Below are 23,258 nucleotides of genomic sequence, written 5' to 3' on the forward strand. Positions count from 1 at the left end.
CCGCAACCGAAGCGGCGCCGCGCGATTCCCCCCGCGCGGCGCCGCTTCGCATTCAGAACGACGAGAACCAGTCCGACACCGCCGCCAGGAAATAGTCCGGCGGCTGGTGGCCGCGCAGCCCGCCGCCGCCGGAATACTGGCCGCCGGCGTACAGCGTGAGCTTCACCGCCGCCTTGCAGCCGCGATAAGTGCGGGTTTCGCCGCTGGTGTCGTAGTCGTTCGAACACGCCAGCTTCTTCGTCCAGAAATCGTTCTGCTCGATGCCGAACAGGCCGTCCGGGCTGCTGTCGCCGAAGTGGTCGTCGGCGAGGCCGAAGAAGGTCCATACCGCCGGTTGCCCGGTGCAGTCCTTGGCGCTGGGCGGCGAACCGAACCAGAACGGGCGGTTGGCCGCGACCGGCGCGATCGCGCGCAAGCGTCCGCCGAGGTAACAGCCCACCACCGCGGTCATGTCGCCGCCCCAGGAGTGGCCGGTGGCGAACACGCGCGCGGTGTCGATCGAGTAGTCGCTCTCGACCCAGGTCAGCAGTTCGTCGATGAAGCGCAGGTCGTGCCAGCCATCGTAAGGCGCGGCGTTGGGCCCGAGCGCCCAGCCGTTGTCGCCGTCCCAGGAATAACGCTGGTCGGGATAGACGAACACGGTGTCGGCCATCAGGCGCTCCAGGCCGGGCGTGTCCGGATTCCAGCCTTGGCCGAACCATTCGTGCATTTCCTGGCCGGTGGTGGCGGTGCCGGCGAGCACCAGCACCAGCCGGTAGGTCCGCGCGGGGTCGTAACCGGCCGGCAGCGCGACGTAGTAGCTGCGCTTGCCGCCGGCGGCGTCGGAGAAGCTGCGCACGAGCTGGCCGCTGGGCGGAGCGGCGCAGGCGGGCGCGGCGAGGCCGGCGGCGGCGAGCAGCGCGAGCGCCGCGAGAGGGGAAAGGAGCGAGCGCATCGGGGGACCTGTTCGGTTGGAGGAACGCGGACGCGTCGTGTCGGGCCTGGGCGCGGCGCGCGGACGGGGTTCGGCATCCATGCCAGGGGAAACGGCAACGGCCCTGATCGCCTTTGCGGGGCTTGCCGACGATGACCGCGCGCGGGCGCCGCGTCTTGACCGGTTTGCGCGGCGCCGATGCGGATATCGGCCGAGTGCGGCCGCCGGTTCCGGCGCGAATGCGAACGCGGTGGCGCTTCGCGCAACTGGGCCCGCGTGCCCTTGGCGCTAGCACATCGGGGCGGTCGCGTCGATGCGTCGGCGCGGTTAATTCAATTCAGCCGCGATGACCGGCCGCCGAACCGGCCGTTGCGGCGAATGCCGGCCGGTCGCGCACGGCGTGTAAAATGGCGAACTTTTGCCCAGACCAGTTTGTTGATAGTGGAATCTCCCCGACGGGCGGCGGTCCGTGCTCCGACCTTGATCCGTCTGCTCGCTCGCCTCGCCGACGTGGACGTTGCGCCCAGCGCGCCGCCGTTGTCGGACCGGCTCAGCCAATGGATCGAATGGACGCAGTCCCTGGCCCTGTCTTCGGCTCTGGACGGCGCCGCGCTCGTGCCCGGCTTCGGCGCGCCCACCCCGGTGGCCGCGGAGGAGCGCGAATGCGCGCGCGTGCGCCAGGTCCTGGCCGCGGCGATCGCCGGCGACCGCGCCTTCGCCGCGACGGCGTCGGCGAAGGCGCCGGCGCGCTCGGCCGCCGCGCGCGAAGACGCCGACGATTTTCCGTTCTTCCGCCAACGCTATCTGGCCCTGCAACAGACCCTGGAAGCCGGCGCCGGCCGCCTGCGCGAACGCCTGCGCGAGCGCCTGACCAGCGCCTCGCCCGAACTGGCCAAGCTGGCCGAAATGGACGCGGTGATGGAGCGCGCGCTGGCGCGGCGCGAACGCAGCCTGCTGGCGGCCGCGCCGGCGCTGCTGGGCCGCCGCTTCGAACGCCTGCGCCACGACGCGCAGGCCGCCGCCGGCGATGCGGCGCCGGCGCCCGACGACTGGCTCGCGCCGTTCCGCCGCGACATGCACGACGCATTGCTCGCCGAACTCGACGTTCGTCTACAACCCTCACAAGGCTTGCTCGCAGCACTGCGCGCTCGCGCACCCGACTGACATGCCCACGAAAACCCCGTTGTCGCGAAATCTGCTGTTTCCCCTGGTCTTCATCGCCGGCCTCGCCGCCGTGGTCTGGGTCGCCTTCGGCTATCTCGGCGCGCATGCGCTGGCCTTGTCGGTGGTGGCGCTGATCGGCGCCTGCTACCTCGCCGGCGGCGTGGAATTGCTCGGCTACCGCCGCGCCACCGCGACGTTGGAGCGCGCCCTCGACGGTTTGTCGGCGGCGCCGGAGCGTCTGGACGAATGGCTGCAGCGCCTGCATCCCTCGCTGCGCAACGCCGCGCGGCTGCGCATCGAAGGCGAGCGCGCGGCGCTGCCGGCGCCGGCGCTGGCGCCGTATCTGGTCGGCCTGCTGGTGCTGCTGGGCATGCTCGGCACCTTGCTCGGCATGACCGTGACCTTGCGCGGAACCGGCCTGGCGCTGGAGAGCGCCAGCGACCTGCGCGCGGTGCGCGAGGCCATCGCCGCGCCGGTCGCGGGCCTGGGCTTCGCCTTCGGCACCTCGATCGCCGGCGTCGCCGCGTCGGCGATGCTCGGCCTGCTCGCCGCGCTGTGCCGGCGCGAGCGTGCGAGCGCGGTGCAGCGCCTGGACGCGGCCATCGCCGGCGCGCTGCGCCCGCATTCGCGCGCGCGCCAGCGCGAGCGCTCGTTCGAACTGATGCAGCGCCAGAGCGACACCCTGCCGGCGCTGGTCGAGCAGTTGCAGGCGGCGATGGCCGCGCTGGAACGCCACAGCCAGGCCGCGCACGCGCGCCAGGCCGAGCAGCAGGAGGCCTTCCACCAGCGCACCGAAGCCGCTTACGCGCGCCTGGCCGAATCGGTCGAACGCTCGCTCAAGGACAGCATCGGCGAAGGCGCGCGCGCCGCCGGCGCGGCCTTGCAGCCGGCGGTGGACGCGACCATGGCCGCGGTCGCGCGCGACAGCGCCGCTCTGCACGAGCGAGTCGGCGCGGCGGTGCAGCAGCAGCTCGACGGCCTCTCGGCCGGTTTCGCCGCGGCCGCGGCCGCGGCCGCCGGCAGCTGGACCAGCGCGCTGGCCGATCACCGCAGCGGCAACGAAGCGTTGCTGCGCGACCTGCGCGGCGCGCTCGACGGCTTCGCCGGCACCTTCGAACAAGGCACGGCCGCGTTGCTCAAGGACGTGTCCGCGCGCCTGGACGGCAGCGCCGAACGCAGCGCGCAGGTCTGGGACCAGGCGCTGACGCGCCAGAACGGCGCGCACGAAGCGCTGGCCGAGCGCAACCGCGAGGCGCTCGCCGCCGCCGCGGCCGCATTCGAAGGCCACGCCGCGACCCTGGTGAAGACGGTCGAAGGCTCGCACGCGGATCTGCAAACCGCGCTGGAGTCGCGCGACCGCGAACGCCTGTCGGCCTGGACCGAGGCCTTCGCCGGTATGACCGCGGCGCTGGGCGAACGCTGGGAACAGTCGGAAACCCGCAACGCCGGCCGTCATCAGGACATTTGTGAAACCTTGTCGCGCACGTCGGAAACGATGTCCGGCCACGCCCAGGCGCAGGCGCGCGAGACCATCGCCGAGATCTCGCGTCTGGTCGAAGCGGCTTCGCAAGCGCCGAAGGCCGCGGCCGGCGTGGTCGCCGGCTTCGAAGCGCACGCCGCCGAGCTGGTGCGGATCGTGCAGCAGTCGCAGGCGCAATTGCAGTCGGCGCTGGAGTCGCGCGAGCGCGAACGCCTGGAATCCTGGACTGCGGCCTTCGGCGCGATGACCGCCGAGTTGAGCCAGCGCTGGCAGCAGGCCGGCGACGCCGCCGCCAGCCGCCAGCAGGACGTGTGCGACACCCTGGCGCGCACCGCGCAGGACGTGTCGGAGCAGTCTCAGGCGCAGGCGCGCGACACCATCGCCGAGATTTCGCGCCTGGTCGACGCCGCCGCGCAAGCGCCCAAGGCCGCGGCCGAAGTGGTCGCCGAGCTGCGCCAGAAGCTCTCCGACAGCATGGTCCGCGACACCGCGATGCTGGAGGAACGCAACCGCCTGCTGGCCACGCTGCAAACCCTGCTCGACGCGGTCAACCACGCCAGCGGCGAACAACGCGCCGCGGTCGACGCGCTGGTCGCCTCGTCGGCGGAATTGCTCGAACGCGCCGGCGCGCGCCTCAACGAACGCATCGAGAGCGACACCGGCAAGCTCGACAGCGCCGCCGCCCAGCTCAGCGCGGGCGCGGTCGAAGTGGCCGGGCTCGGCGAAGCGTTCGCCACGGTGGTGCAGCAGTTCGGCGAAACCAACGAGCGCCTGGCCGAGCGCCTGCATGGCGTGGAAACCGCGCTGGACAAATCGCTGGCGCGCAGCGACGAGCAACTGGCGTACTACGTCGCGCAGGCGCGCGAGGTGGTCGACCTGAGCGTGCTGAGCCAGAAGCAGATCATCGAAGAACTGCAACGCCTGGCCGAGGAACGAGGCGACGAGCGCGCCGACAGCCGCGTCGACGAAAGCGCCGGCGCCGGGGCGCAGGCGGCATGAGCGCGGAGATCGACGGCGACCTCGACGCCGGCGTCGAATCCGCCGCGCCGGTCTGGGCCGCGTTCGGCGACCTGATGTCGGTGCTGCTCGGCGTGTTCGTGCTGATCCTGGTCGGGGTGATCGGCGCGCAGATGCAGTTGTCGAGCCGGCTCGACGAGGAAGTGAAGCAGCGCCGGATCGAGGCGCAGCGGCGGCAGACGCTGGAACGCGCGCTCGCCGCGCCTTTGGCCAGCGGCCGGGTGACCCTGGTCGACGGCCGCATCGGCATCAGCGGCAGCGTGCTGTTCGCGCTGAACTCCGACCGATTGCAGCCCGAAGGCCGCGAACTGCTCAAGACCCTGGCCGGACCGCTCAGCGACTACCTGCGTTCGCGCGACGAAATCCTCATGGTCAGCGGCTTCACCGACGACCGCCAGGTGCTCGAAAGCAACCGCCAGTTCGCCGACAACTGGGAACTGTCGGCGCAGCGCGCGCTGACCGTGACCCGCGCGCTGATCGCCGCCGGCGTGGCCGAGAACGCGGTGTTCGCCGCCGCGTTCGGCGCGCAGCAGCCGGTCGGCTCGAACGCCGACGAAGCCGGGCGCAGCAAGAACCGGCGCGTGGAGATCGCGCCGATGCCGAAGCCGGCCCAGCCGGGCGCGCCTGCGCATGGGCGCTGACGGCCGGCGCGCCAGCGCCGACGGTCCGGACCCGCGCGCGACGATCGAAGCCTGGCGCGCGCAAGGCGCCGACCGTCTCGACCGCATGCGCTTCCATCGCATCGACGCGCTGGCGCGGCGCGCGGCCGCCGCACACGGCGAACTGCGGCGGGTGCTGGAAGGGCGGGTGTATTCGCTGATCGGCGCGTACGCCGACGATTTGCGCCGGTTGCAGGTGTCGCCGCCGCCATCGCCGGTCGCGGAAACCCTGGCCGAGGTGGTCGAACGCCTCGAGCGCGCCGCGGCGGAGCGCGCTGGAGACGGCGAACTCGCCGTGTATCCGCAACTGGCCGCGCTCGACGAATTCCGCGCGCGCTGGTCGCGCCTGAGCCTGGACCGGCAGGTGCGGCGATCGCTGGAACGCGCGCCGGCCGACGCCGGCCCGCTCAATTCCGGGCGCCTGGTGCACCGCGCCTTGAACCTGATGCAGTCGCTGTCGCCGGAGTATCTGCAGCAGTTCCTCGGCTACGTCGACGCGCTGGCGTGGATGGAGCGCCTCGGCGAAGGCCTGCCGCCGGCGGAGGACGCCGCGCCGGCTGCCGGCGCTGGCAAGCGCAGCCGCAAGCGCCGCGAGTGATGCGCGTGCGCGGGCCGCGCGCTCAGCGCCGGTCGATGCGCACGTCGTAGAACACGCCGCCGGGATCGTACCGCCGGCGCAGCTCGCGCAATCGCGCCCAGTTCGCCGGAGCGAAGCAGCGCGCGGCCTGCGCCGAGCGTTCTTCCAGGTCGAACTCGTTGACGTAGCAGCCGCTGGCGAGTCCGGCGAGCTCGTCGTACAGCGCCTTGAGCCAGCGCCGATTGGCGTCGTCGTCGCGCTCGTGCGGCCACTGCGCGTAAGTGGAGACGAACCAGCGTCCGCGCGCGGAGAACGCCGCGTCCGCCAGCGCCGGCTCGCCGCGCCAGATCAGCAGCGGCAGGCTGGCCGGCGACGGGCTGCGCGGCAGATGCGCGGCGAGCACGCGCGCCGCGTCGGCGCCGCGATCGGTGAGGATGTTGTCGCTGCGGTAGCGCCCGGCGCTCAGCATCGCGTCGCTGCCGCGGTAGATCGATTCGAAGCCGGAGGGTTCGTCGACGTCGACGGGCTCGGCCAGCGCCGATGGCAGCCGCGAAGACAAGGCGCGGTGCAGCGCTTGCGCCTGTGCGGGCGTGTCGGCGAACGCCAAGGCGGTCAGCAGCGCGTAGCGGCCGCCGCTGTCGGCGACCAGGGCGAGCATGACCTGCAACGCCGGCGGCGGCGCGCTGCGTTCGATCTCGTCCATCAGCTCGCCGACGCACGCCAATTCGCAGCGATACGCGCACGAGGTGATGCAGGCCGGCAGCGGCCGGCATTGCAGGTGGAAGCGGACCGCGGCGAAAAACAGCCCCGGCCCGCCGCCGCGCGCGGCCCAGAACAGCTCCGGGTGTTGTTCGGCGCTGGCGCGCAACAGGCGCCGTCGGCGTCGATCAGGTCGACGGCGCGGACGCTGAACGCGCTGATATCGCCCCAGGCGCGGAAGTTGATGCCGAGTCCGCCGCCGAGCAGAAAGCCGCTGAGCCCGACCTCGCCGCCGTGCCCGGTCGGAAACGCCAGCCCGTGCGGCGCCAGCGCGGCGCTGAGCCGGCGCGCGCCGACCCCGGGCTGCACGCTGGCGGTGCCCGCTTCGGCATCTATTTCGATCCGGTCCAGCGCCGACAGGTCCAGCAGCAGACCGGCATCGCGCAGGAAGCAGCCGGCGTAGCTGTGGCCGCTGCCGCGCACGCTGACCGACAGGCCGTGGGCGCGGGCGAAGTCGATGCTGTGGGCGACGTCGTCGAGCGACTGCGCGCGCACGATGTACTCGGGAAAACGGTCGAAGCGGCGGCCGTTCCAGCAGGCGCTGCGATGCCAGCCGGCGTATTCGGCGTGGTGGCGCGAACGCGCCTTGCCGTCGAGCTGGCGCGGGAAGGTGCGGAAATCGTCGGCGCCGATGTGTTCGCGATAGTGCTGCATGAGTCGCTCCTGCGGAGTGTGCCGGCTCAGTCGACGGACGCGGTCGCGGCCGACGCGCGCGCATGCGGCGCGGTGCGCGCGACCGCGCCGGCGCGCGGCAGCGGCGCCAGCGCCGAGTACAGCGTCGACGGGCTCAGGCCGAGGCGGCGCTTGATCCGTTCGTTGAGGCGGCCGCCTTCGACCCGGCGCAGGCCTGCGGCGAAGGCGTACCGGTAGGCGGCGGCGAAGCCGACGGTGTAGGGACTGAAGTCGCAACGGTCGTAGACGACGCCGGCCGACCAGAGGTAAAAGGCGTCGCGCGACTGGTAGCAGATCATTCCGCTGATCGGCGCGCCGTCGGATTCGATCACGATCACCCGGGCGAGCTCGCCGCACAGGCGCACGAAGCGGGCCAGCGGCGCGGCCGGAAAATAATGCGGCGTGCCGCGCCGCGCGGTGGTCGCGAAGCACAGGCCGCACACCGTTTCCAGGGTGTCGTCGAACGGCGGCGCCAGCACCCGCGCGCTTGCCGCCGACGCCTCGAACTTGCGCAGTTGCCGGCGCATCTCGCCGCGGCCGTCGCTCGGCAGCGCGCGCAGCAGTTGCTCGAAGTCGTCGAAGCGCGCGAGGTCGAGGTCGTAGCGTTCGACCAACGGCCGCGGCGTCAGGCCGCAGGCGCGCAGCGGCGCGAACAAGGCCGGATCCTCGACATTGAGCAGGCCGGCGTAGCGGGCCCCTTCGCGCGCGGCGGCATCCAGCAGCGCGCGCAACAGCCGCTCGCGCGCGCCGGACGCGGCTTCCAGGCAGGGAACGCCGGTGTCCCAGCAATGCATGACGTGGCTGAACAGTCCCAGCTCGCCGCCGCCGTCGCGCACGCCGGCGCTGGCGGCCAGCAGCCCGAGCGGATCGACGCCGGCCAGGCGTTGCAGGTAGGCCGGCAGGACGCCGCACAGTTCGCCGTCGTCGTACGCGCACAGGTAGACGGTCTTTTCCACCGGCAGCAACGGCGAGCGCTCGGCCGCGTGCAGGAACCGCCAGTCGTAGAACAGCGACGCGCGGCTGGCGGCGTACAGCGCCTCGTACTCGCGCCGGCCGATCCGTTCCAGCGCATCGACGGCCTGGATGCTGATGCTCATGCCCGCTCTCCTGCGCCAAGGTTCATCCGCGCACGCATTCGACGATGGCCGCGTGCGGGCGGCGCGCGTAGGCGGCCAGTTCCGGCGGCGCGTCGGGGGCGGCGCGCAGTTGCGGGTCGTGCCACGACACCGCGTCCGCGCCGGCGCCGCGCAGCGCAGCGTCGATCGCCGCGCGGCTCCAGTACCAGGCGTGCACGCTGGCGTCGTGGCGCTGCTGATAGAACAGGTCGAGCTGGATGCGCGCGCCGTCGCGGTGCGCCGCCTCGGCGCGCTCGGGGGTCATGCGGAAGCCGAACGGTTCGTAGTAAGCCGGCGCCGGATCGTAATCGGGATGGATCGGCAAGGTGATCAGGCGCCCGCCGCGGCGCAGCGGCGTCAGCATCTGCGCGCACATGCGCCGCAACTCGGACAGCGTCTGCGCGTACGGCAGCACGTACACCGCCACCACCAGATCGAACGCGCCGTCCAGCTCCGGCGCGAGCGCGGCGACGAAGTCGATCTCCAGCCCTTCGTCGGCGGCGCGGCGGCGCGCGCTGGCGAGCATGCCGTCGGCGAGGTCGTAGCCGACCACGCGGCGCGCGCCGGCGCGCTTGAACCGGCGCGCATAAGTGCCGGCGCCGCAGCCGAAATCCAGCAGGTCGCGTCCGCGCACGTCGCCGACGCGTTCGAGCACGCTCGGCGTTTCGATGTAGCGGCGGAACGGCCAGTCGGACAGGTCTTCGTACAGGTCGGCCAGGGCTTCGAACTGGGCGGCGTGATGCTGGCTCATGGCGGGCGCCTCCGGGTGCGCGCGGCGGTGCGGGTGCGCAAGCGCCGCCGTCGCCGCGCGCCGCGGCGGCGCGCAGGCCCGGCTGGCCTTGCGAACGGGAACGCACGCGTTGGCGAGCGGCGTGCGGCGGTACTAAGTACGTCCGAACCCGTGTGGCCGTTTGTGATTGCCGGCAAACAAATGCGGTCGCTAACCCTCGATCACGCGGCGGCGGGTTCGCGCGCCGCGCAATGCGCCGCGCGGGCCGCAGCGCGCGGCCGCGCGCAGCGCGCCGATCGGCCGCCGTCGCGCGCAGGTGCGAGGCACCGCGGCCCGGCGCCCGCGGCGGATCGGCCGCGTCCAAACCTGCGGATGAACGGGGCCAGCGCCCGCGCGGACCGCTTTTATGCCTGTACCCGGGCGTATGGCCGCCCCGGGATTCCGGCAACGGCGCCGGAGCGCCTAAAATGCTCGCCCCAGCCGACGAGATTCGACATTGATCATCCATCCCAAGGTCCGCGGTTTCATCTGCATCACCACCCATCCCGTGGGCTGCGAGCTCAACGTGCGCGACCAGATCGCGGCCACGCGCAAGCTCGGCGTGCGCAAGGACGGCCCGAAGAAGGTGCTGGTGATCGGCGCGTCCAGCGGCTACGGCCTGGCCGCGCGCATTTCCGCGGCGTTCGGCTTCGGCGCCGACACCCTGGGCGTGTTCTTCGAAAAGCCCGGCAGCGACAAGAAGCCCGGCACCGCCGGCTGGTACAACTCCGCCGCGTTCGACCGGTTCGCCAAGGCCGAAGGACTGTACGCGCGTTCGATCAATGGCGACGCGTTCTCCGACGAAGTGCGCGCCCAGGCGATCGAGCTCATCAAGAATGAAATGGGCGGGCAAGTCGACCTGGTGATCTATTCGCTGGCTTCGCCGGTGCGCAAGCTGCCGTCGACCGGCGAAGTCAAGCGTTCCGCGCTCAAGCCGATCGGCGCGCCCTACACCTCCTCGGCGATCGACACCAACAAGGACCAGATCGTGCAGGCCACGATCGAGCCGGCCAGCGGGCAGGAGATCGAGGACACGGTCACGGTGATGGGCGGCCAGGACTGGGAGCTGTGGATCGACGCGCTCGAGCGCGCCGATGCGCTGGCGCCGGGCGCGCGCACGGTCGCTTTCAGCTACATCGGCACCGAGATCACCTGGCCGATCTACTGGCACGGCGCGCTGGGCCGGGCCAAGGCCGACCTCGACGCGACCGCGCTGCGCCTGGACGCGCGCCTGCGCGCGCACGGCGGCGGCACGGCGAACGTCGCGGTGCTCAAGTCGGTGGTGACCCAGGCCAGCTCGGCGATCCCGGTGCTGCCGCTGTACATCTCGCTGGTGTTCAAGGTGATGAAGGAAAAAGACCTGCACGAAGGCCCGATCGAACAGCTCGACCGCCTGTACCGCGAGCGCATGTACCGCGAGGACGGCGCCCCGGCGCAGACCGACGAGCAGGGCCGCCTGCGCCTGGACGACTGGGAGCTGCGCGAGGACGTGCAGGCCGAGTGCAGCAAGCTGTGGCCGCAGGTGACGACCGAGAACCTGTTCGCGCTCAGCGACTACGCCGGCTACAAGCACGAGTTCCTCAAGCTGTTCGGCTTCGACCGCGCCGACGTCGACTACGACGCCGAGGTCGATCCGGACGTGAAGTTCGACTGCATCGAGATGTAAGACGAAGGGCCGGCGCAAGCCGGCCCTTTCGTTTTCGCGTCCGCGCGGCGCAGGCCGTGGACCGCGCCGGCGCGAACCGTCGTCAGTGCCGCGCGTGCGCGACCCGCGCTGCTTCCGGTTGCTGCTGCTGCGCAGGCTGCTCCGCCTGGCTGTCCTTCCACGCGACTGCGTCCTTGGGTTGGTGCACCGGCACGCCCTGCAGCGCCACCGGCCCGGACACCATCAGCTGCGGATACTGGTACAGCTTGATCAGCGCCAGCATCGCCTTGTCGCGCTGCCCGGCCTGCTCGGGCGTTTCGTTCGCGGCGGGCGTGGTGGCGGTGTGCACGGTCTTCTGGAACCGGTACAGCGGCGAGTCGTCCGGGCTCGCCGGCGCCGGCTTGCCGGCCTGGTCCTGATGCAGGCCCTTGAACGCGCGCAGCATGCCGAGCTCGACGTTGGCGGTCAGCGCTTCGTGCATGTGCTTGCCGGAGAACACCCGCTCGCTGGTGTGGTAGCGGTCCTCCACCGCGCCGAACCGGCGGGTGAAGGTGCACTTGTCCTGCGAACCCAGGGTGGAGACGCCGTCGCGGCCGAAATGCGCGCTGCCGCCGGCGAGCCGCGCGCGCGCCTGCTCGTCGTCGGTGCCGCCGCAGGGATAGGCCGGATCGCGCAGCGCGATCGCGCAGACCCGGCCGGGCTTGGCCAGGTCGTCCAGCCCCAGCACGAACGATTGCGCCTGCGCCGCGGTGGCCGAGCGTTCCACCCCGGGATCGGCCTTGAGGTAGCGGGTGGAGTTGAGCATCGAGGTGGTCAGCTCCTGGCCCATCTTCGGATACACGTTGAAGAACACGAAATCGTGCGAGTCCAGGTGATTGGTGTTCATCGCTGCGGTGTTGCTGGCCTTGTCCATCTTCTCGCGCGAACCGCTCAGCGTCGCGCATGCGGCCTGGATCTCCTGGCGGTCGCGGGTGCACAGCAACTGGCCTTCGATATGCCGGTTGGAGGCGTGGGCGACGACGGCGCCGGCGTAGCGCTCGGCGACCGCGTCGCGGGCCTTGTCGACGGCGGCCAGATGCGGGCGCAGCCCGTCGTTGCCCTGGAACTCGGCCTTCAGCAGGCGGATCTCCTCGCGCATGCCCTGCAGGTTGTGGCGGGAAATCGCGTCGAGCTTTTGCTCGCCGGTGTAGCCAGCGAATTCCTCGGCGCTGACCGCCGCCGGCTCGGTGCCGCGCGGCTTGAACATGGGGTGCGCGGCGAACACGGGGCTGTCGGCGAGGCGGCCCGCATCGCCGTCGTTGCGCTCATCGGGCCGGTAGGCGCGGCACAGCTTCTCCTCGATCTGTTCCTTGCTGAGCTTCTTGTTCGGGGTCGGGAAGCTCGCCGAATCCAGGATCTCGCGGGCCAGCTTGTCGCGATCCTTCTCCGGAGCGGCGAGCACCGCTGCGACCGCGCGTTCGCGCAGCCGCTCCAGCGCGTCCGCGGGCGAACCGTCCTTGGGGTAGTTGTTGTCCTTGGCCAGCGCCTTGCCGGCGCTGCACTGCGTGCGGTGCTCCGGCGTGAGTTGCTTGTCGACGGCCGCGGCCGTGTTCTTGTCGGAAAAGCGGAAGCCGTTGCAGTCGGCCAAGAGCAGTTTCAAGGCTTGATCGGAACGCATGGCGCAGGCCCCGAGGGAGTGTGGTCGCTCAGGTCAACACGCGATACGGCGACGCGACCGGCCAGCCGCACGCCGGGACGGCCGGTAGCGCAAAGCGCGCCCGGCCTTACTGCGCGGCGGCGACCGCCGCAGGCTGTTGCGGCTTGCTGCGCACCCGATCGGACACGCGCTTGCCCCAGCGGATGCCGGGCTCCTCGATGTAGCGATAGGTCAGCCGCGACGCCGCGCACAAGGCCAGCGCGCAGGCGATGTTGACGATCCAGAACGGCAGCGTGCCGCTGAGCGCGTAGTCCTTGACCCCGGGAACGGCGAACACCGCCACCATCGCCAGGCCCTGGGCCAGATAGATGCTGTAGCTCATGTTGCTGAGCCGGCGCGAGGCCGGCCACGACAGCGCGCCGAACAGGTTGTTGCCCGAGCACAGCACGAACAGGAACAGCCCGGTCAGCGGGCACAGCGCCAGCAATTGCAGCATGCCGATGTTGCGCGTGCTCAGCATCGCCGCGAACACCAGCGCGATCGCGAGCAGCGCCAGCGCGCCGAATCGCTTGCGCTGCAACTGCCAGCGCTCGCCGATGCGTTCGTGCAGCAGCGAGGCGACCAGCATGCCGGTCGCGATCATGCCGATCAGTTCGGCCAGCACCGCCAGCAGCAGCACCGGACGCGGCTTGACCCCGGGCACGAAGCCGCCGTTCCAGGTCGCCGCGAGGATCACCAGCAGACAGGCCGCGACCGCGCTCGCGGAGAACGCCAGATGGCGGCCGCGGCGCACGAAGAACGCCCACAGCGGCAGCGAGAAGTAGAACACCCACTCGAAGAACAGGGTCCAGGTGACGCCGGCGAGGATGGTGCCGGTGTCGGCGTAGCCGTTGATCGCCGGCGGCGGCGGGACGATGCCCAGCGCCAGCCACGCCAGCGCCTGCGCGATGACCTGCAACGGCGGCTGCCGCCATTCGAAGCCGGTGCGGTAGGCGACGATGACGATCATCGTCGCCACCGCGGCCACGTACATCGGCCCGAGCCGGAACACGCGGCCGATGTAGAGCTCCTTCCAGCCCGGGCGGCCGCCGGACTTGAGCAGCTTGTTCCAGAACAAGAAGCCGGTGAGCATGAAGAACAAGGCCACCGACACCACGCCGGCGACGTTGTAGAACTGCGCCGACGACGGCTTCCACACGCCGGTGCGCAGGAAGTCGTAGTGCACGATCGCGTGCACGGCGAACACGCTCAGGGCGAGGAAGCCGCGCAGGCCGTCGAGGGTGTCGGTGCGGCGGCCGCTGCCGTGCCCGGCCGGGTCGGCGCTGCGGAACCACGGCAGGCTGGCCAGCGCGAAACAGGCCAGCATCATCGCGAAATATGGCCAGACCGAGTGGATGTCGACCATACGGCGTCCGCGTGGAGTGTGGGGATGGCAGCAGGCTATCGATCCGGCCGCGGGGCTTCTGCCGTCGGGATCACGCTTCCCGGGGCGGGCGCGCGGGCAAACGTGTGCTGGGTTGGCTTTCCGCTGTTCCGCCGCGCACGCTGCGGCCGTGCGAACGGTCGGCGGGCTGCGGCGGCGGTCCGCGCGGGCCTGCTAGCATCGCCGCCGGGCGCGGCGGTTGCGGTCGCGCGATGGAGCGGAATTTGCGAGTGCTTCCTTTTGGTTTTCGGCGCACTGGTTTTCGGCGCACGGCGGCGGCGATGCTGCTGGGGTTGCTGGTCGCGCCGGCCGGCGCGGCCGAGCCGGCCGCGGGCGAACGCTACGAATCGTTCACGATTCAATCCAAAGTACTCGGCGAGACCCGCCGCATCAACGTCTACGCGCCGCCGGGCTACGCCGCCGCGGGCCGCGACCGCCATCCGGTGCTGTACATGCCCGACGGCGGCCTGCAGGAAGACTTCCCGCACGTGGCGCAGACGGTCGACCGCGCCATCGCCGACGGCGCGATCGCGCCGATGTTCGTGGTCGGCATCGAGAACACCGAGCGCAAGCGCGACATGACCGGCTCGACCGAAGTCGCCGAAGAACTCGCGCTGGCGCCGCGTCTGGGCGGTTCGGCCCAGTTCCGCGCCTTCATCCGCGACGAGCTGATGCCGCAGGTGCGCCAGCGCCTGCGCAGCGACGGCCACGACGGCATCGTCGGTGAATCGCTGGCCGGGCTGTTCGTCGCCGAGACCTTCCTGCGCGAACCGCAGTTGTTCGACGTCTACATCGCGATCAGCCCGAGCCTGTGGTGGAACCGCGACGCGTTGCTGACCCAGGCGCCGCAGCTGCTGCGCGGCCACGCGCGCGCGCTGCCGGGACGCCGCCTGCGCCTGTATTCGGCCGACGAAGACAACATCGCGCCGCAGACCCAGCGGCTGGCCGACCTGTTGCGCGCGCAGGCGCCGGATGGGCTGCTGTGGTCGTACCAGCCGCGGCCGGACCTGACCCACGGCACGATCTATCGCGGCGTGGAGGTCGAGGCGATCCGCGCCGCGTTCGCGCCGTCGCCGCGCAAGCGCGCCGCGCCGATGCTGCGCAAGCACGCCGCGCCGCCGCGCAAGTAAGCCGCGGCGGCGTCTATCCGGCCTCGCGCAAACGCCCGTCCGCGAGTTCCAGCCGCCGCGTCGGCGCCAGCGCCTCGACGAAGGCCGGATCGTGGCTGACCACGACCAGCGCGCCCTGGTAGCCGCGCAGCGCGCGTTCCAGCTCGGCGGTCGCGTCGAGGTCGAGGTGGTTGCTGGGTTCGTCTAGCAACAGCAACTGCGGCGCGGGCTGCGCATGCAGGAGGCAGGCCAGGGTCGCGCGCAGGCGCTCGCCGCCGGACAGCGCGGCCACCGGCAACTGCATGCGTTCGCCGCGGAACAGCCAGCGCGCGAGCAGGTTGGCGCGCTCGTTCGCGGGCAGGTCGGGCGCGGCGCGGTGCAGATGGTCGGCGACGCTGAGCGCGGGGTCGAGCGCGTCCAGCCCCTGCGACAGCACCGCGATGCGGCCTTCGCCGCGCCGCAGCTCGCCCGCTTGCGGGCTCAGCTCGCCGCTGAGCAGCCGCAGCAGCGTCGACTTGCCGGCGCCGTTGGCGCCGCCCAGGGCGATGCGCTCGGGGCCGCGGATGTCCAGGTCCAGTCCCGGCGCGGCGAACAGCTCGCGTCCGTCGCAGGCGTAGCGCAGCCCTTGCGCGCGCAGCACCGTGCGGCCCGCGGGCACGCGCGTGGCCGGCAGGTCCAGGTCCAGCGCGGGCGCTTCGCGCAGCGCCTGCGCGGCTTCGCTCATGCGCGTGCGCGCCGCGTCCGCGCGCGCCGCGTGGACGGCTTCGGATTTCGCCGCCGACACCTGCGCGGCGCGGCGCAGATTGCCGGCGACGATGCGCGGCAGGCCGGCGTCCGGCGCGTTGCGGCGGGCGTTGCCGGTGCGGCGCTCGTTGCGTTCGCGCGCCTGCTGGCGCTCAAGCCGCTCGCGCCGGTCGTGCTGGCGCAACTGCCGCAGCTGATCTTCGGCGGCCTCGCGTTCGCGTGCGGCGGCGTCGCGATAGAACCCATAGCCGCCGCCGTATACGCGCAGCGCGGCCGGCGCGAGTTCGCCGATCTGGTCCATGCGTTCGAGCAGGGCGCGGTCGTGGCTGGCGACCAGCAGGCAACCGCGCCACTCGTCGATCAGCGCGTACAGGCGCTGGCGCGCGGCGCGGTCGAGATGGTTGGACGGTTCGTCGAGCAGCAGCACATCGGGCTGTTGCAGCAGGCGCGCGGCGAGGTTCAGCGCGGCCTGTTCGCCGCCGCTGAAACGTTCGAGCCGCGCCTGCAGCGGCACGTCGTCCAGGCCGCAACGCGCGAGCGCCGCGCGGCTGCGTTCGGCCAGGTCCCAATCCTCGCCGACCGCGTCGAACAGCGCGGGATCGGTCGAGCCGTTCTCGATCGCCGCCAGCGCGCGCAAACGCGCGGCGACGCCGAGCGCGTCGGCCACCGTGGCCTCGCCCGGCAGCGCGGCCTGTTGCGGCAGATACGCCAGCCGGCCGCCGACCTCGATCCGGCCGGCCGAAGGTTGCAGATGCCCGGCCAGCAGCCGCAGCAGGGTGCTCTTGCCGGCGCCGTTGGGCGCGACCACGCCGGTGCGCAGCGGGCCCAGCCGCAGCGACAGGTCGGCGAACACCGGACTCCCGTCCGGCCAGGAAAAATGCAGATGCGAAACGCGAACGTAAGCTTCGGCCATGACCGGCGCTCTCCACTCGGGGCCGCGCGTTGCGCGCGGCGGGCAGGCCCGGGGCCGTGCGCCGCGACGCGTCGTCGCGGGGCCCGCGGGGGCTGGAGGGGATGCGCTCGATCACATGTCCGGGGTCGGTCTCCGTTGCGTGCGGCGCATGATAGCGCAGCGAAACTGAGCGGTCGCCCGCGCGCGGATTCATGCCGCTGCGCAACATGCGGTTACCCTGGCGCGCCCAGCCCGAGCGCGATCCAGATGGCGGCCTACGCGATCAAGACCGAAGTCGACGACACCGGCGCGCGCGAGTTCGCGTTCGCGGCGCAGAAGACCATGTACGGCGGCAAGCGCATCGCGGCCGGCGACACGGTGTATTTGTTCGCCAGCGAGAACTCCGGCGGCCGCGGCCTGTTCGCGCGCGGCACGGTGACCGCCGCCGCCGCGGTGCCGTTGCGGCCGGAGCTGGAGCGGCAGACGCCGCGGGTCGACGTGCGCATCGGCCGCATCGAACTGGCGCGGCGCTCGCTCGGCCGCGCCGAACTCAAGCCGCACGCCGACTGGGACGACGGCAAGCCCGAGACCGAGCTCAACTTCAAGTTCTATCGCCAGGCCACCGACAAGATCGTCGGCCTGTCGGACCGGGCCGCGGAGTTTCTCGACGCCTGTTTCTGAGCGCATCGCGCGTTCACAACGCGCGCACCGCTGCGTCCGATAGGCATCGGTCGGCCCCTTCGCGTCGGCCGCGAGGAGCGCAACGATGCTGATACGAGTGGGCCTGGACCAGTGGATCGCGGTGAAGGGCACCAATCCGGATTCGAAATCGCCGGGCCATCTGGTCGGCCTCAACACCGCCGGGCTGTCGGGCTGCGTGGCGATCGGCCTGGCCCTGGACGACGTGATCGCGCTGGCGCACGTGTATTCCAACTGCACCGCGGCGACGTGGCTGGCCAACGGCGCCGGGCCGGGTTATCTCGACACGCTGACTGAGGCCTTGAACACGACCCGCAGCTTGCGCCCGCAGGCCAGGCCGAGCGGCGTGCTGGTGTTTTCCGAGGGCACGCCGCGCTGGTTGCCGCGCGAACTCGGCGAATGGCTGTACGGGCACGGTATCGATCCGGAAGAGGGCGAGAGCGCGGCCTGCCGGATATGGACCGACAACGGACGCCTGGGCTGGTCGAAAACGCTGGCCGAAGACCCCGCCGACAACAACAACTACACCACGTCCGCCAATGCGGCCGCGGCGATCCTGGCCTACAAGGCGCTGTCGCCCGACGCCGCGCCGGCCTCGCCGCCGCAGGGCGACTGACGGCGGCGCGCGCCGCCGCCATACCGCAGCCGTCGGCGGCGAATGGTGCGCAGCCGGCCGACCGGGTCCGCAAGGCGGCCGGGCCGCACGCGGGCTGCCGGTGGGGCGCGCCGGCTTGCTATCGTGCTCGCTATCGTGGCGGCCGGCCGTGGCCGCCACATCCCGGAGCGCGCAACCCTCATGGACTCATCCCCTTCCTGGCTCGCCAGCTATCCGCCCTCGATTCCCGCGCAGATCGATCCCGACGCGCTGGGCACGATCAACGATGTGCTGGCCACGACCGTCGCCGAGTTCGGCCCGCGTCCGGCGTACAGCAATTTCGGCAAGACCCTGAGCTTCGCCGAACTCGACGCGCTGAGCCGCCGCTTCGCCGCGTACCTGTCGTTCGACCTGGAGCTGAAGAAGGGCGACCGGGTCGCGATCATGCTGCCGAACTGCCTGCAATACCCGGTGGCGCTGTTCGGTGCGCTGCGCGCGGGGCTGGTGGTGGTCAACGTCAATCCGCTCTACACCGTGCGCGAGCTGGCGCATCAGATCCACGACAGCGGCGCCAAGGCGCTGATCGTGGTCGACAACTTCGGCGCGACCGTGGAAGCCTCGGGCGTGGCGGCGCAGCTGACCGGGGTGATCACCACCGGGCTGGCCGACCTGCTCGATCAACCCAAGCGCACGCTGATGAATTTCGCGCTCAAGTACGTCAAGCGCATGGTTCCGGACTACCGCATCGAAGGCGCGGTGCGCCTGCGCGACGCGCTGAAGGCCGGCGCCAAGCGCGAATGGAAGGACGTCCATGTCGAAGCGCAGGATCTGGCGTTCCTGCAGTACACCGGTGGCACCACCGGCGTTTCCAAGGGCGCGATGCTGACCCATCGCAACATGGTCGCCAACCTGCAGCAGGTGTCGGCGTGGTTCGGCGACAAGATCCGCCCGGGCCAGGAAACCATCGTCACCGCGCTGCCGCTGTACCACGTGTTCGCGCTGACCTGTAACTGCCTGGTGTTCCTCAAGGCCGGCGGCCACAGCGTACTGATCACCAATCCGCGCGACATGCCCGGCTTCGTCAAGGAACTCGCGCATACGCCGTTCACCGCGATCACCGGGGTCAACACCTTGTTCAGCGGCCTGCTCAACACGCCGGGCTTCGACAAAGTGGATTTCTCGCAGCTGCGCATGTGCTTCGGCGGCGGCACCGCGGTGCAGCGCGCGGTCGCCGAGCGCTGGCTGCAGGTCACCGGCAAGGCTTTGGTCGAAGGCTACGGCCTGACCGAGAGCTCGCCGGTCGCGGTGGTCAACCCGATCGTCGAGGGCATGCAGTTCAGCGGCGCCATCGGCGTGCCGGTGCCTTCGACCCTGGCCTGCGTGATGAACGAGCAGGGCGAACAACTGCCGGTCGGCGAACCCGGCGAGCTGTGCCTGCAAGGCCCGCAGGTGATGAAGGGCTATTGGCGCCAGCCCGAGGAAACCGCGCGCACCATCGACCGCGACGGCTGGCTGCACACCGGCGACATCGCCCGGATCGACGAAAAGGGCTTCATCTTTTTGGTCGACCGCAAGAAGGACATGATCCTGGTCTCGGGCTTCAACGTGTATCCCAACGAAGTCGAGGACGTGATGGCGGCGATGCCCGGCATCCGCGAAGTCGCCGCGGTCGGCGTGCCGAGCGAGAAGTCGGGCGAGGCGGTCAAGCTGGTGGTGGTGCGCTCGGATCCGGCGCTGACCGCCGAGCAGATCCAGACCTATGCGCGCGCCAACCTCACCGGCTACAAGCGCCCGCACGTGATCGAGTTCCGCACCGAGCTGCCCAAGAGCAACGTCGGCAAGATCCTGCGGCGCGAGCTGCGCGGCAACTGAGCCGCGCACGAACCTTGGGCCGGATTCGGCCGCTCGCGCGCGCGGCGTCCGCGCGCGCGGGGCGGGGCGCACAATGGCGGCCGGTTTCCCACTCGCGGTGCGCGTGCATGTCCGCTTTCTCGTCCGTCGTCGAAGACTATTGGCGGGCCGCCTTCGCCGGCGGCCGTGCGCATCGGCGCGGCCCGTCGCTGACGGTCAGTGTCGACGAAAGCCTTGATCCGCGCTTCCGCGCGACGCTGCTGGAAACCGACGCCGGCGCGTGTGCGGCGCTGACGCCCGAGCTGGCGGCCGCGCTGGCGTTGCCGCCAGACGCGGCGATCGACAGCGCCGGCCTGCGCCGCGCCTTGGCGCAGGCCGGCGCGCCGCTGTGGGGCGCCGACTGCGTGTTCTATTTCGCCGCCGAACGGCAAGACGAACTCGCGCGCGAGACGCCGGCCGCGCACGTGCGCCGGCTCGGCGCGGACGATGCGGCCGCATTCGCGCGCTTCGAAGCCGAAGCCTCGGAACACGACCTCGACGGCGCTGCCGTGGCGCTGGACCACGACGCCGCGTTCGGCGCCTTCGCCGACGGCCGACTGGTGTGCGCGGCCAGCATGTACCGCTGGGACGATTCGGCGCTGATGGACCTCGGCGTGCTGACCCTGAGCGCGCAGCGCGGCCGCGGTCACGCCCGCGCAGTGGTGCGGGCGCTCGCCGGCCACGCCCTGCGTCACGGTTGCGAGCCGCAGTATCGCTGCCAGCTCGACAACGCCGCGTCGATCGCGCTGGCCGCGGCGGCGGGCTGGTCGTTATACGCGCGGTGGGACTGCGTGCCGGCGCCGCCACGCGACTGAACGCTCAGCGCGCGGGTTCGGCCAGAACCTTTTGTACGTCGACGATGTCGGTGTTCTGCATCTGGCCTAGATACGAATCCAGCCACGGCTTGTGCATCGCCCCGACCACGGTCAGCACCCGCGCGCCGGGCTGCTGGCGATAGCTGGCGCGGATGTTCGCGGCCATGCGCAGGTTGCGGGTTTCCCAGCCGCCGACGTACTGCTGGCCGTAACGCTCCGGCGAGCGGTCGCGCAAGGCGGCGCCGGCGTCGGCCAGCGCGGCCTTCTGCAAGCGCGCCGGATCGTTCATGAAGCGATACAAGGCGATCGGATCCTGCCCCTTGCTCAACGCCGCGATCCGCTCCTGCGCGTCGCGCACCGACGGCGCGGCCGCGTCCCACGCCTGCTGGATCGCGGCGAGGAACGCGCGGCCGTCGCCGATGTCGAGGTTGTCGCCGCTGTGGTCGTCCATGCCGTAGACCCGTTGCAGGCCCAGCCGCGCGGCCAGGCGCGCGCCGATCTGGATGCTTTCGTCGCGCGATGTTTCGTACTTGCCCAGGCGCGCGACCAGCTTCGCGTCCAGGCCGTCGCCGGCATGGCGTTCGGCCGGTTCCAGTTGCAGCCACTGCGCGACCGCCGAGGCCGGCTCGCCCGCGGCCAGGAACAGCGCCGCCAGTCGCCGCCGTTGCGCCGGCGTCGGTGCGGCCGGCCAGTCGCGCAGCGCGGCGGCGATCTGCGCCAGCGCCTCGGGGCGGTCCAGGCCCAAGGCCGCGCGCGCATCGGCGGTGTCGGGGCAATAGTGCGCGACGTCTTCGGGCGCATACGCCTTGGGATGCCGCTGCATCATGTCGCAGCCTTCGCCGGGAATCGCTTCGACCGCGACGATGTCGGGATGGAAGGCGGCCAGCCGGTCCAGCAGCGGCCGCAGCCAGGCCGGATCGAACTCCTTGGGCATCTCCTGGCTCAGGTGCACGCTGCCGAGCACCAGCACTTGCGTGCGCGGGCCCGCCGCATCGCGGTCCAGGCGCGACAGATCGACGCTCGCCGCGCGCGCCGGCGCCCAGGCCGGAACCAAAGCCAGTACCGCCGCCATCCCTATCCATCCCATGCGCATGGTCCGCTCCTGCGTGGCATCGATGCGGCGGTCGCCGCGGTGCAGCGAATCTAGCGCGTCGTCTTCAGCGCCGTCCTGTGACAACAATCATGAGCGCGCGGGTGCGGCGGCCGCGGCCGCGATGCGATGATGCGGGCCAGTCCCGGATTGGAGGCAGGCGCATGAACCGCATCGGCGAACGGATCGAACCGGCCCCCGAGGCCGAGCCGCAACGCTCCGCGGCCTGGCGCGACGACCGCCGCCACGTGCTGCATTCGTGGTCGGCGCAGGCGCAGATCGATCCGGCGGTGATCGTCGGCGCGCAGGGCGCGTGGTTCTGGGACGAGCACGGAACGCGCTGGCTGGATTTCTCCAGCCAGTTGGTCAACGTCAACCTCGGCCATCAGCATCCGGCCCTGGTCGAGGCGATCCGCGCGCAGGCGGGCAAGCTGTGCACGCTCGCGCCGTACCACGCCAACGAAGCCACCGCGCAGGCCGCGCGCATGATCGCCGAGGTCGCGCCGGGCGATCTGGACCGGGTGTTCTTCACCAACGGCGGCGCCGAAGCGGTCGAGAACGCGGTGCGCATCGCCCGCCAGCACACCGGCCGGCACAAGCTGCTGGCGATGTACCGCAGCTACCACGGCGCCACCGCCGGCGCGCTCGCGCTGACCGGCGATCCGCGCCGCTGGAACGGCGAGCCGGGCAGCGCCGGCGTGGTGCGTTTCTGGGGGCCGTATCCGTATCGCTCGGCGTTCTACGCCAGCGATGCCGCGCAGGAATGCGAGCGCGCGCTGGCCCACTTGCGCCAGACCCTGGAGCTGGAAGGCGCGCACACGGTGGCGGCGATCCTGCTGGAGTCGGTGGTCGGCGGCAACGGCATCCTGGTGCCGCCGGACGGTTACCTGCAAGGCGTGCGCGAGCTGTGCGACCGCCACGGCATCGTGCTGATCGCCGACGAAGTCATGGCCGGCTTCGGCCGCTGCGGCGAATGGTTCGCGATCGACCGCTGGGGCGTGGTACCGGATCTGATCACGTTCGCCAAGGGCGTGAATTGCGGCTACGTGCCGCTCGGCGGGGTGATCGTCAGCGAGCGCATCGCCGAGGCCTACGACCGGAAGCCGTTTCCGGGCGGATTGACGTATTCGGGGCATCCGCTGGCCTGCGCGGCGGCGGTGGCCTGCATCGAGGTCTATCGCAGCGAAGGCCTGATCGGACGCGCGCGCCGCATCGGCGAGGAGATCATCGGCCCGGCGCTGGCGGCGATGGCGCAGCGCCATGCCAGCGTCGGCGAGGTGCGCGGGCTCGGCGCGTTCTGGGCGATCGAGCTGGTGCGCGACCGCGCCACGCGCGAGCCGCTGGTGCCGTTCAACGCCGCCGGCGCGGCCAATGCGCCGATGGCCGAACTGGTCGCGGCGTGCAAGCGCGGCGGGGTGTGGCCGTTCGCCGCCGGCAACCGCCTGCATGTCGTGCCGCCGCTGAACATCGGCGAAGACGAGCTGCGCCACGGGCTGGCGACGATCGACGAAGCGCTGGCGGTCGTCGACCGCTACGCCGCGGGCTGAGCGCGCAACGCCCGCGGCCGGCGCGGTCTGCGCCGGCCGCGGGCGCGG

The 23,258-nt window shown here is 71.6% G+C and carries 20 protein-coding genes; 11 read left to right on the plus strand and 9 right to left on the minus strand.

The window, feature by feature from the left end; translation table 11 throughout:
• Positions 1-52: 52 nt before the first annotated feature.
• Positions 53-934, minus strand: a complete 882-nt coding sequence (locus JHW38_RS19425; protein WP_207522962.1) for an alpha/beta hydrolase family esterase — start codon at positions 932-934, stop codon at positions 53-55.
• 417 nt (positions 935-1,351) lie between these two features.
• Here JHW38_RS19425 and JHW38_RS19430 point away from each other — a divergent pair, with 417 nt between their 5' ends.
• Genes JHW38_RS19430 through JHW38_RS19445 form a run of 4 tightly spaced genes read left to right on the plus strand, consistent with a single transcriptional unit; the run spans position 1,352 to position 5,831 of the window.
• A complete protein-coding gene (locus JHW38_RS19430; protein WP_242691423.1) occupies positions 1,352-2,077 on the plus strand; it encodes a DUF3348 family protein in 726 nt (241 codons plus the stop codon).
• Between the two features lie 19 nt (positions 2,078-2,096).
• A complete protein-coding gene (locus JHW38_RS19435; RefSeq protein ID WP_428995331.1) occupies positions 2,097-4,556 on the plus strand; it encodes a DUF802 domain-containing protein in 2,460 nt (819 codons plus the stop codon).
• Complete coding sequence (locus JHW38_RS19440) at positions 4,553-5,215, plus strand: OmpA family protein (protein WP_207522964.1); 663 nt, start codon at positions 4,553-4,555, stop codon at positions 5,213-5,215. Before JHW38_RS19435 ends, JHW38_RS19440 begins: the two co-directional genes overlap by 4 nt.
• Positions 5,205-5,831 carry a DUF2894 domain-containing protein gene (locus JHW38_RS19445; protein ID WP_207522965.1) on the plus strand — a complete coding sequence of 209 codons (627 nt, stop codon included), beginning with the start codon at positions 5,205-5,207 and terminating at the stop codon, positions 5,829-5,831. Before JHW38_RS19440 ends, JHW38_RS19445 begins: the two co-directional genes overlap by 11 nt.
• 22 nt (positions 5,832-5,853) lie before the next feature.
• On the opposite strand, the gene JHW38_RS19450 is transcribed toward JHW38_RS19445, so the two are convergent.
• Genes JHW38_RS19450 through JHW38_RS19465 form a run of 4 tightly spaced genes read right to left on the minus strand, consistent with a single transcriptional unit; the run spans position 5,854 to position 9,107 of the window.
• Positions 5,854-6,513 carry a BBE domain-containing protein gene (locus tag JHW38_RS19450; protein WP_207522966.1) on the minus strand — a complete coding sequence of 220 codons (660 nt, stop codon included), beginning with the start codon at positions 6,511-6,513 and terminating at the stop codon, positions 5,854-5,856.
• Positions 6,513-7,223, minus strand: coding sequence for an FAD-binding oxidoreductase (locus tag JHW38_RS19455; protein ID WP_207522967.1), 711 nt, complete (start codon positions 7,221-7,223; stop codon positions 6,513-6,515). Before JHW38_RS19455 ends, JHW38_RS19450 begins: the two co-directional genes overlap by 1 nt.
• 26 nt (positions 7,224-7,249) lie before the next feature.
• Positions 7,250-8,338 carry a GNAT family N-acetyltransferase gene (locus JHW38_RS19460; protein ID WP_207522968.1) on the minus strand — a complete coding sequence of 363 codons (1,089 nt, stop codon included), beginning with the start codon at positions 8,336-8,338 and terminating at the stop codon, positions 7,250-7,252.
• A gap of 22 nt (positions 8,339-8,360) precedes the next feature.
• Positions 8,361-9,107, minus strand: a complete 747-nt coding sequence (locus tag JHW38_RS19465) for a class I SAM-dependent methyltransferase (protein WP_207522969.1) — start codon at positions 9,105-9,107, stop codon at positions 8,361-8,363.
• Between the two features lie 475 nt (positions 9,108-9,582).
• Between JHW38_RS19465 and fabV the strand changes: the two genes are divergently transcribed.
• Positions 9,583-10,791 (plus strand): enoyl-ACP reductase FabV, encoded by a 1,209-nt coding sequence (gene fabV, locus JHW38_RS19470; protein WP_207522970.1) that lies wholly within the window; start codon positions 9,583-9,585, stop codon positions 10,789-10,791.
• Between the two features lie 82 nt (positions 10,792-10,873).
• Here fabV and JHW38_RS19475 read toward each other — a convergent pair whose 3' ends face one another.
• Together JHW38_RS19475 and JHW38_RS19480 are read right to left on the minus strand one after the other, a co-directional pair.
• Entirely contained in the window at positions 10,874-12,409 is a 1,536-nt protein-coding gene (locus JHW38_RS19475; protein WP_207522971.1) for a hypothetical protein, read from the minus strand.
• Positions 12,410-12,533: 124 nt separating this feature from the next.
• Positions 12,534-13,811, minus strand: coding sequence for an acyltransferase family protein (locus JHW38_RS19480; protein ID WP_207522972.1), 1,278 nt, complete (start codon positions 13,809-13,811; stop codon positions 12,534-12,536).
• Between the two features lie 299 nt (positions 13,812-14,110).
• Here JHW38_RS19480 and JHW38_RS19485 point away from each other — a divergent pair, with 299 nt between their 5' ends.
• Entirely contained in the window at positions 14,111-14,959 is an 849-nt protein-coding gene (locus JHW38_RS19485; RefSeq protein ID WP_207522973.1) for an alpha/beta hydrolase, read from the plus strand.
• Positions 14,960-14,972: 13 nt separating this feature from the next.
• Here JHW38_RS19485 and JHW38_RS19490 read toward each other — a convergent pair whose 3' ends face one another.
• Positions 14,973-16,595, minus strand: coding sequence for an ABC-F family ATP-binding cassette domain-containing protein (locus JHW38_RS19490; RefSeq protein WP_207522974.1), 1,623 nt, complete (start codon positions 16,593-16,595; stop codon positions 14,973-14,975).
• 246 nt (positions 16,596-16,841) lie between these two features.
• On the opposite strand from JHW38_RS19490, the gene JHW38_RS19495 reads away from it, so the two are divergent.
• From JHW38_RS19495 to JHW38_RS19510, 4 genes are all read left to right on the plus strand, one after another.
• Positions 16,842-17,255, plus strand: coding sequence for a hypothetical protein (locus JHW38_RS19495; protein WP_207522975.1), 414 nt, complete (start codon positions 16,842-16,844; stop codon positions 17,253-17,255).
• An 85-nt stretch (positions 17,256-17,340) separates the two neighbouring features.
• The gene (locus JHW38_RS19500) at positions 17,341-17,889 is read left to right on the plus strand and encodes a hypothetical protein (RefSeq protein ID WP_207522976.1); all 549 of its coding nucleotides are present in this window, start codon (positions 17,341-17,343) and stop codon (positions 17,887-17,889) included.
• 180 nt (positions 17,890-18,069) lie between these two features.
• Positions 18,070-19,740, plus strand: coding sequence for an AMP-binding protein (locus JHW38_RS19505; protein WP_207522977.1), 1,671 nt, complete (start codon positions 18,070-18,072; stop codon positions 19,738-19,740).
• 107 nt (positions 19,741-19,847) lie between these two features.
• Positions 19,848-20,573, plus strand: coding sequence for a GNAT family N-acetyltransferase (locus tag JHW38_RS19510; protein ID WP_207522978.1), 726 nt, complete (start codon positions 19,848-19,850; stop codon positions 20,571-20,573).
• Between the two features lie 4 nt (positions 20,574-20,577).
• Here the strand turns inward: JHW38_RS19510 and JHW38_RS19515 are convergent, their stop codons facing one another.
• Positions 20,578-21,660: a DUF5694 domain-containing protein gene (locus JHW38_RS19515; protein ID WP_428995261.1), complete on the minus strand. Its 1,083-nt coding sequence runs from the start codon at positions 21,658-21,660 to the stop codon at positions 20,578-20,580.
• 167 nt (positions 21,661-21,827) lie between these two features.
• Here JHW38_RS19515 and JHW38_RS19520 point away from each other — a divergent pair, with 167 nt between their 5' ends.
• Entirely contained in the window at positions 21,828-23,210 is a 1,383-nt protein-coding gene (locus JHW38_RS19520) for an aspartate aminotransferase family protein (RefSeq protein WP_207522979.1), read from the plus strand.
• The last annotated feature ends 48 nt before the right edge of the window (positions 23,211-23,258 follow it).

Source organism: Lysobacter enzymogenes (genome assembly GCF_017355525.1).
Taxonomy (GTDB): Bacteria; Pseudomonadota; Gammaproteobacteria; order Xanthomonadales; family Xanthomonadaceae; genus Lysobacter; species Lysobacter enzymogenes_C.

Bases quoted from the DNA above. Each gene is read 5' to 3' on its own strand.
- JHW38_RS19465 (WP_207522969.1), bottom strand. From the start codon at position 9,107: ATGAGCCAGCATCACGCCGCCCAGTTCGAAGCCCTGGCCGACCTGTAC.
- JHW38_RS19480 (WP_207522972.1), bottom strand. From the start codon at position 13,811: ATGGTCGACATCCACTCGGTCTGGCCATATTTCGCGATGATGCTGGCC.
- JHW38_RS19460 (WP_207522968.1), bottom strand. From the start codon at position 8,338: ATGAGCATCAGCATCCAGGCCGTCGATGCGCTGGAACGGATCGGCCGG.
- JHW38_RS19425 (WP_207522962.1), bottom strand. From the start codon at position 934: ATGCGCTCGCTCCTTTCCCCTCTCGCGGCGCTCGCGCTGCTCGCCGCC.
- JHW38_RS19445 (WP_207522965.1), top strand. From the start codon at position 5,205: ATGGGCGCTGACGGCCGGCGCGCCAGCGCCGACGGTCCGGACCCGCGC.
- JHW38_RS19495 (WP_207522975.1), top strand. From the start codon at position 16,842: ATGGCGGCCTACGCGATCAAGACCGAAGTCGACGACACCGGCGCGCGC.
- JHW38_RS19485 (WP_207522973.1), top strand. From the start codon at position 14,111: ATGCTGCTGGGGTTGCTGGTCGCGCCGGCCGGCGCGGCCGAGCCGGCC.
- JHW38_RS19440 (WP_207522964.1), top strand. From the start codon at position 4,553: ATGAGCGCGGAGATCGACGGCGACCTCGACGCCGGCGTCGAATCCGCC.
- JHW38_RS19490 (WP_207522974.1), bottom strand. From the start codon at position 16,595: ATGGCCGAAGCTTACGTTCGCGTTTCGCATCTGCATTTTTCCTGGCCG.
- JHW38_RS19505 (WP_207522977.1), top strand. From the start codon at position 18,070: ATGGACTCATCCCCTTCCTGGCTCGCCAGCTATCCGCCCTCGATTCCC.
- JHW38_RS19510 (WP_207522978.1), top strand. From the start codon at position 19,848: ATGTCCGCTTTCTCGTCCGTCGTCGAAGACTATTGGCGGGCCGCCTTC.
- JHW38_RS19515 (WP_428995261.1), bottom strand. From the start codon at position 21,660: ATGGGATGGATAGGGATGGCGGCGGTACTGGCTTTGGTTCCGGCCTGG.
- JHW38_RS19455 (WP_207522967.1), bottom strand. From the start codon at position 7,223: ATGCAGCACTATCGCGAACACATCGGCGCCGACGATTTCCGCACCTTC.
- JHW38_RS19520 (WP_207522979.1), top strand. From the start codon at position 21,828: ATGAACCGCATCGGCGAACGGATCGAACCGGCCCCCGAGGCCGAGCCG.
- JHW38_RS19500 (WP_207522976.1), top strand. From the start codon at position 17,341: ATGCTGATACGAGTGGGCCTGGACCAGTGGATCGCGGTGAAGGGCACC.
- JHW38_RS19450 (WP_207522966.1), bottom strand. From the start codon at position 6,513: ATGGACGAGATCGAACGCAGCGCGCCGCCGCCGGCGTTGCAGGTCATG.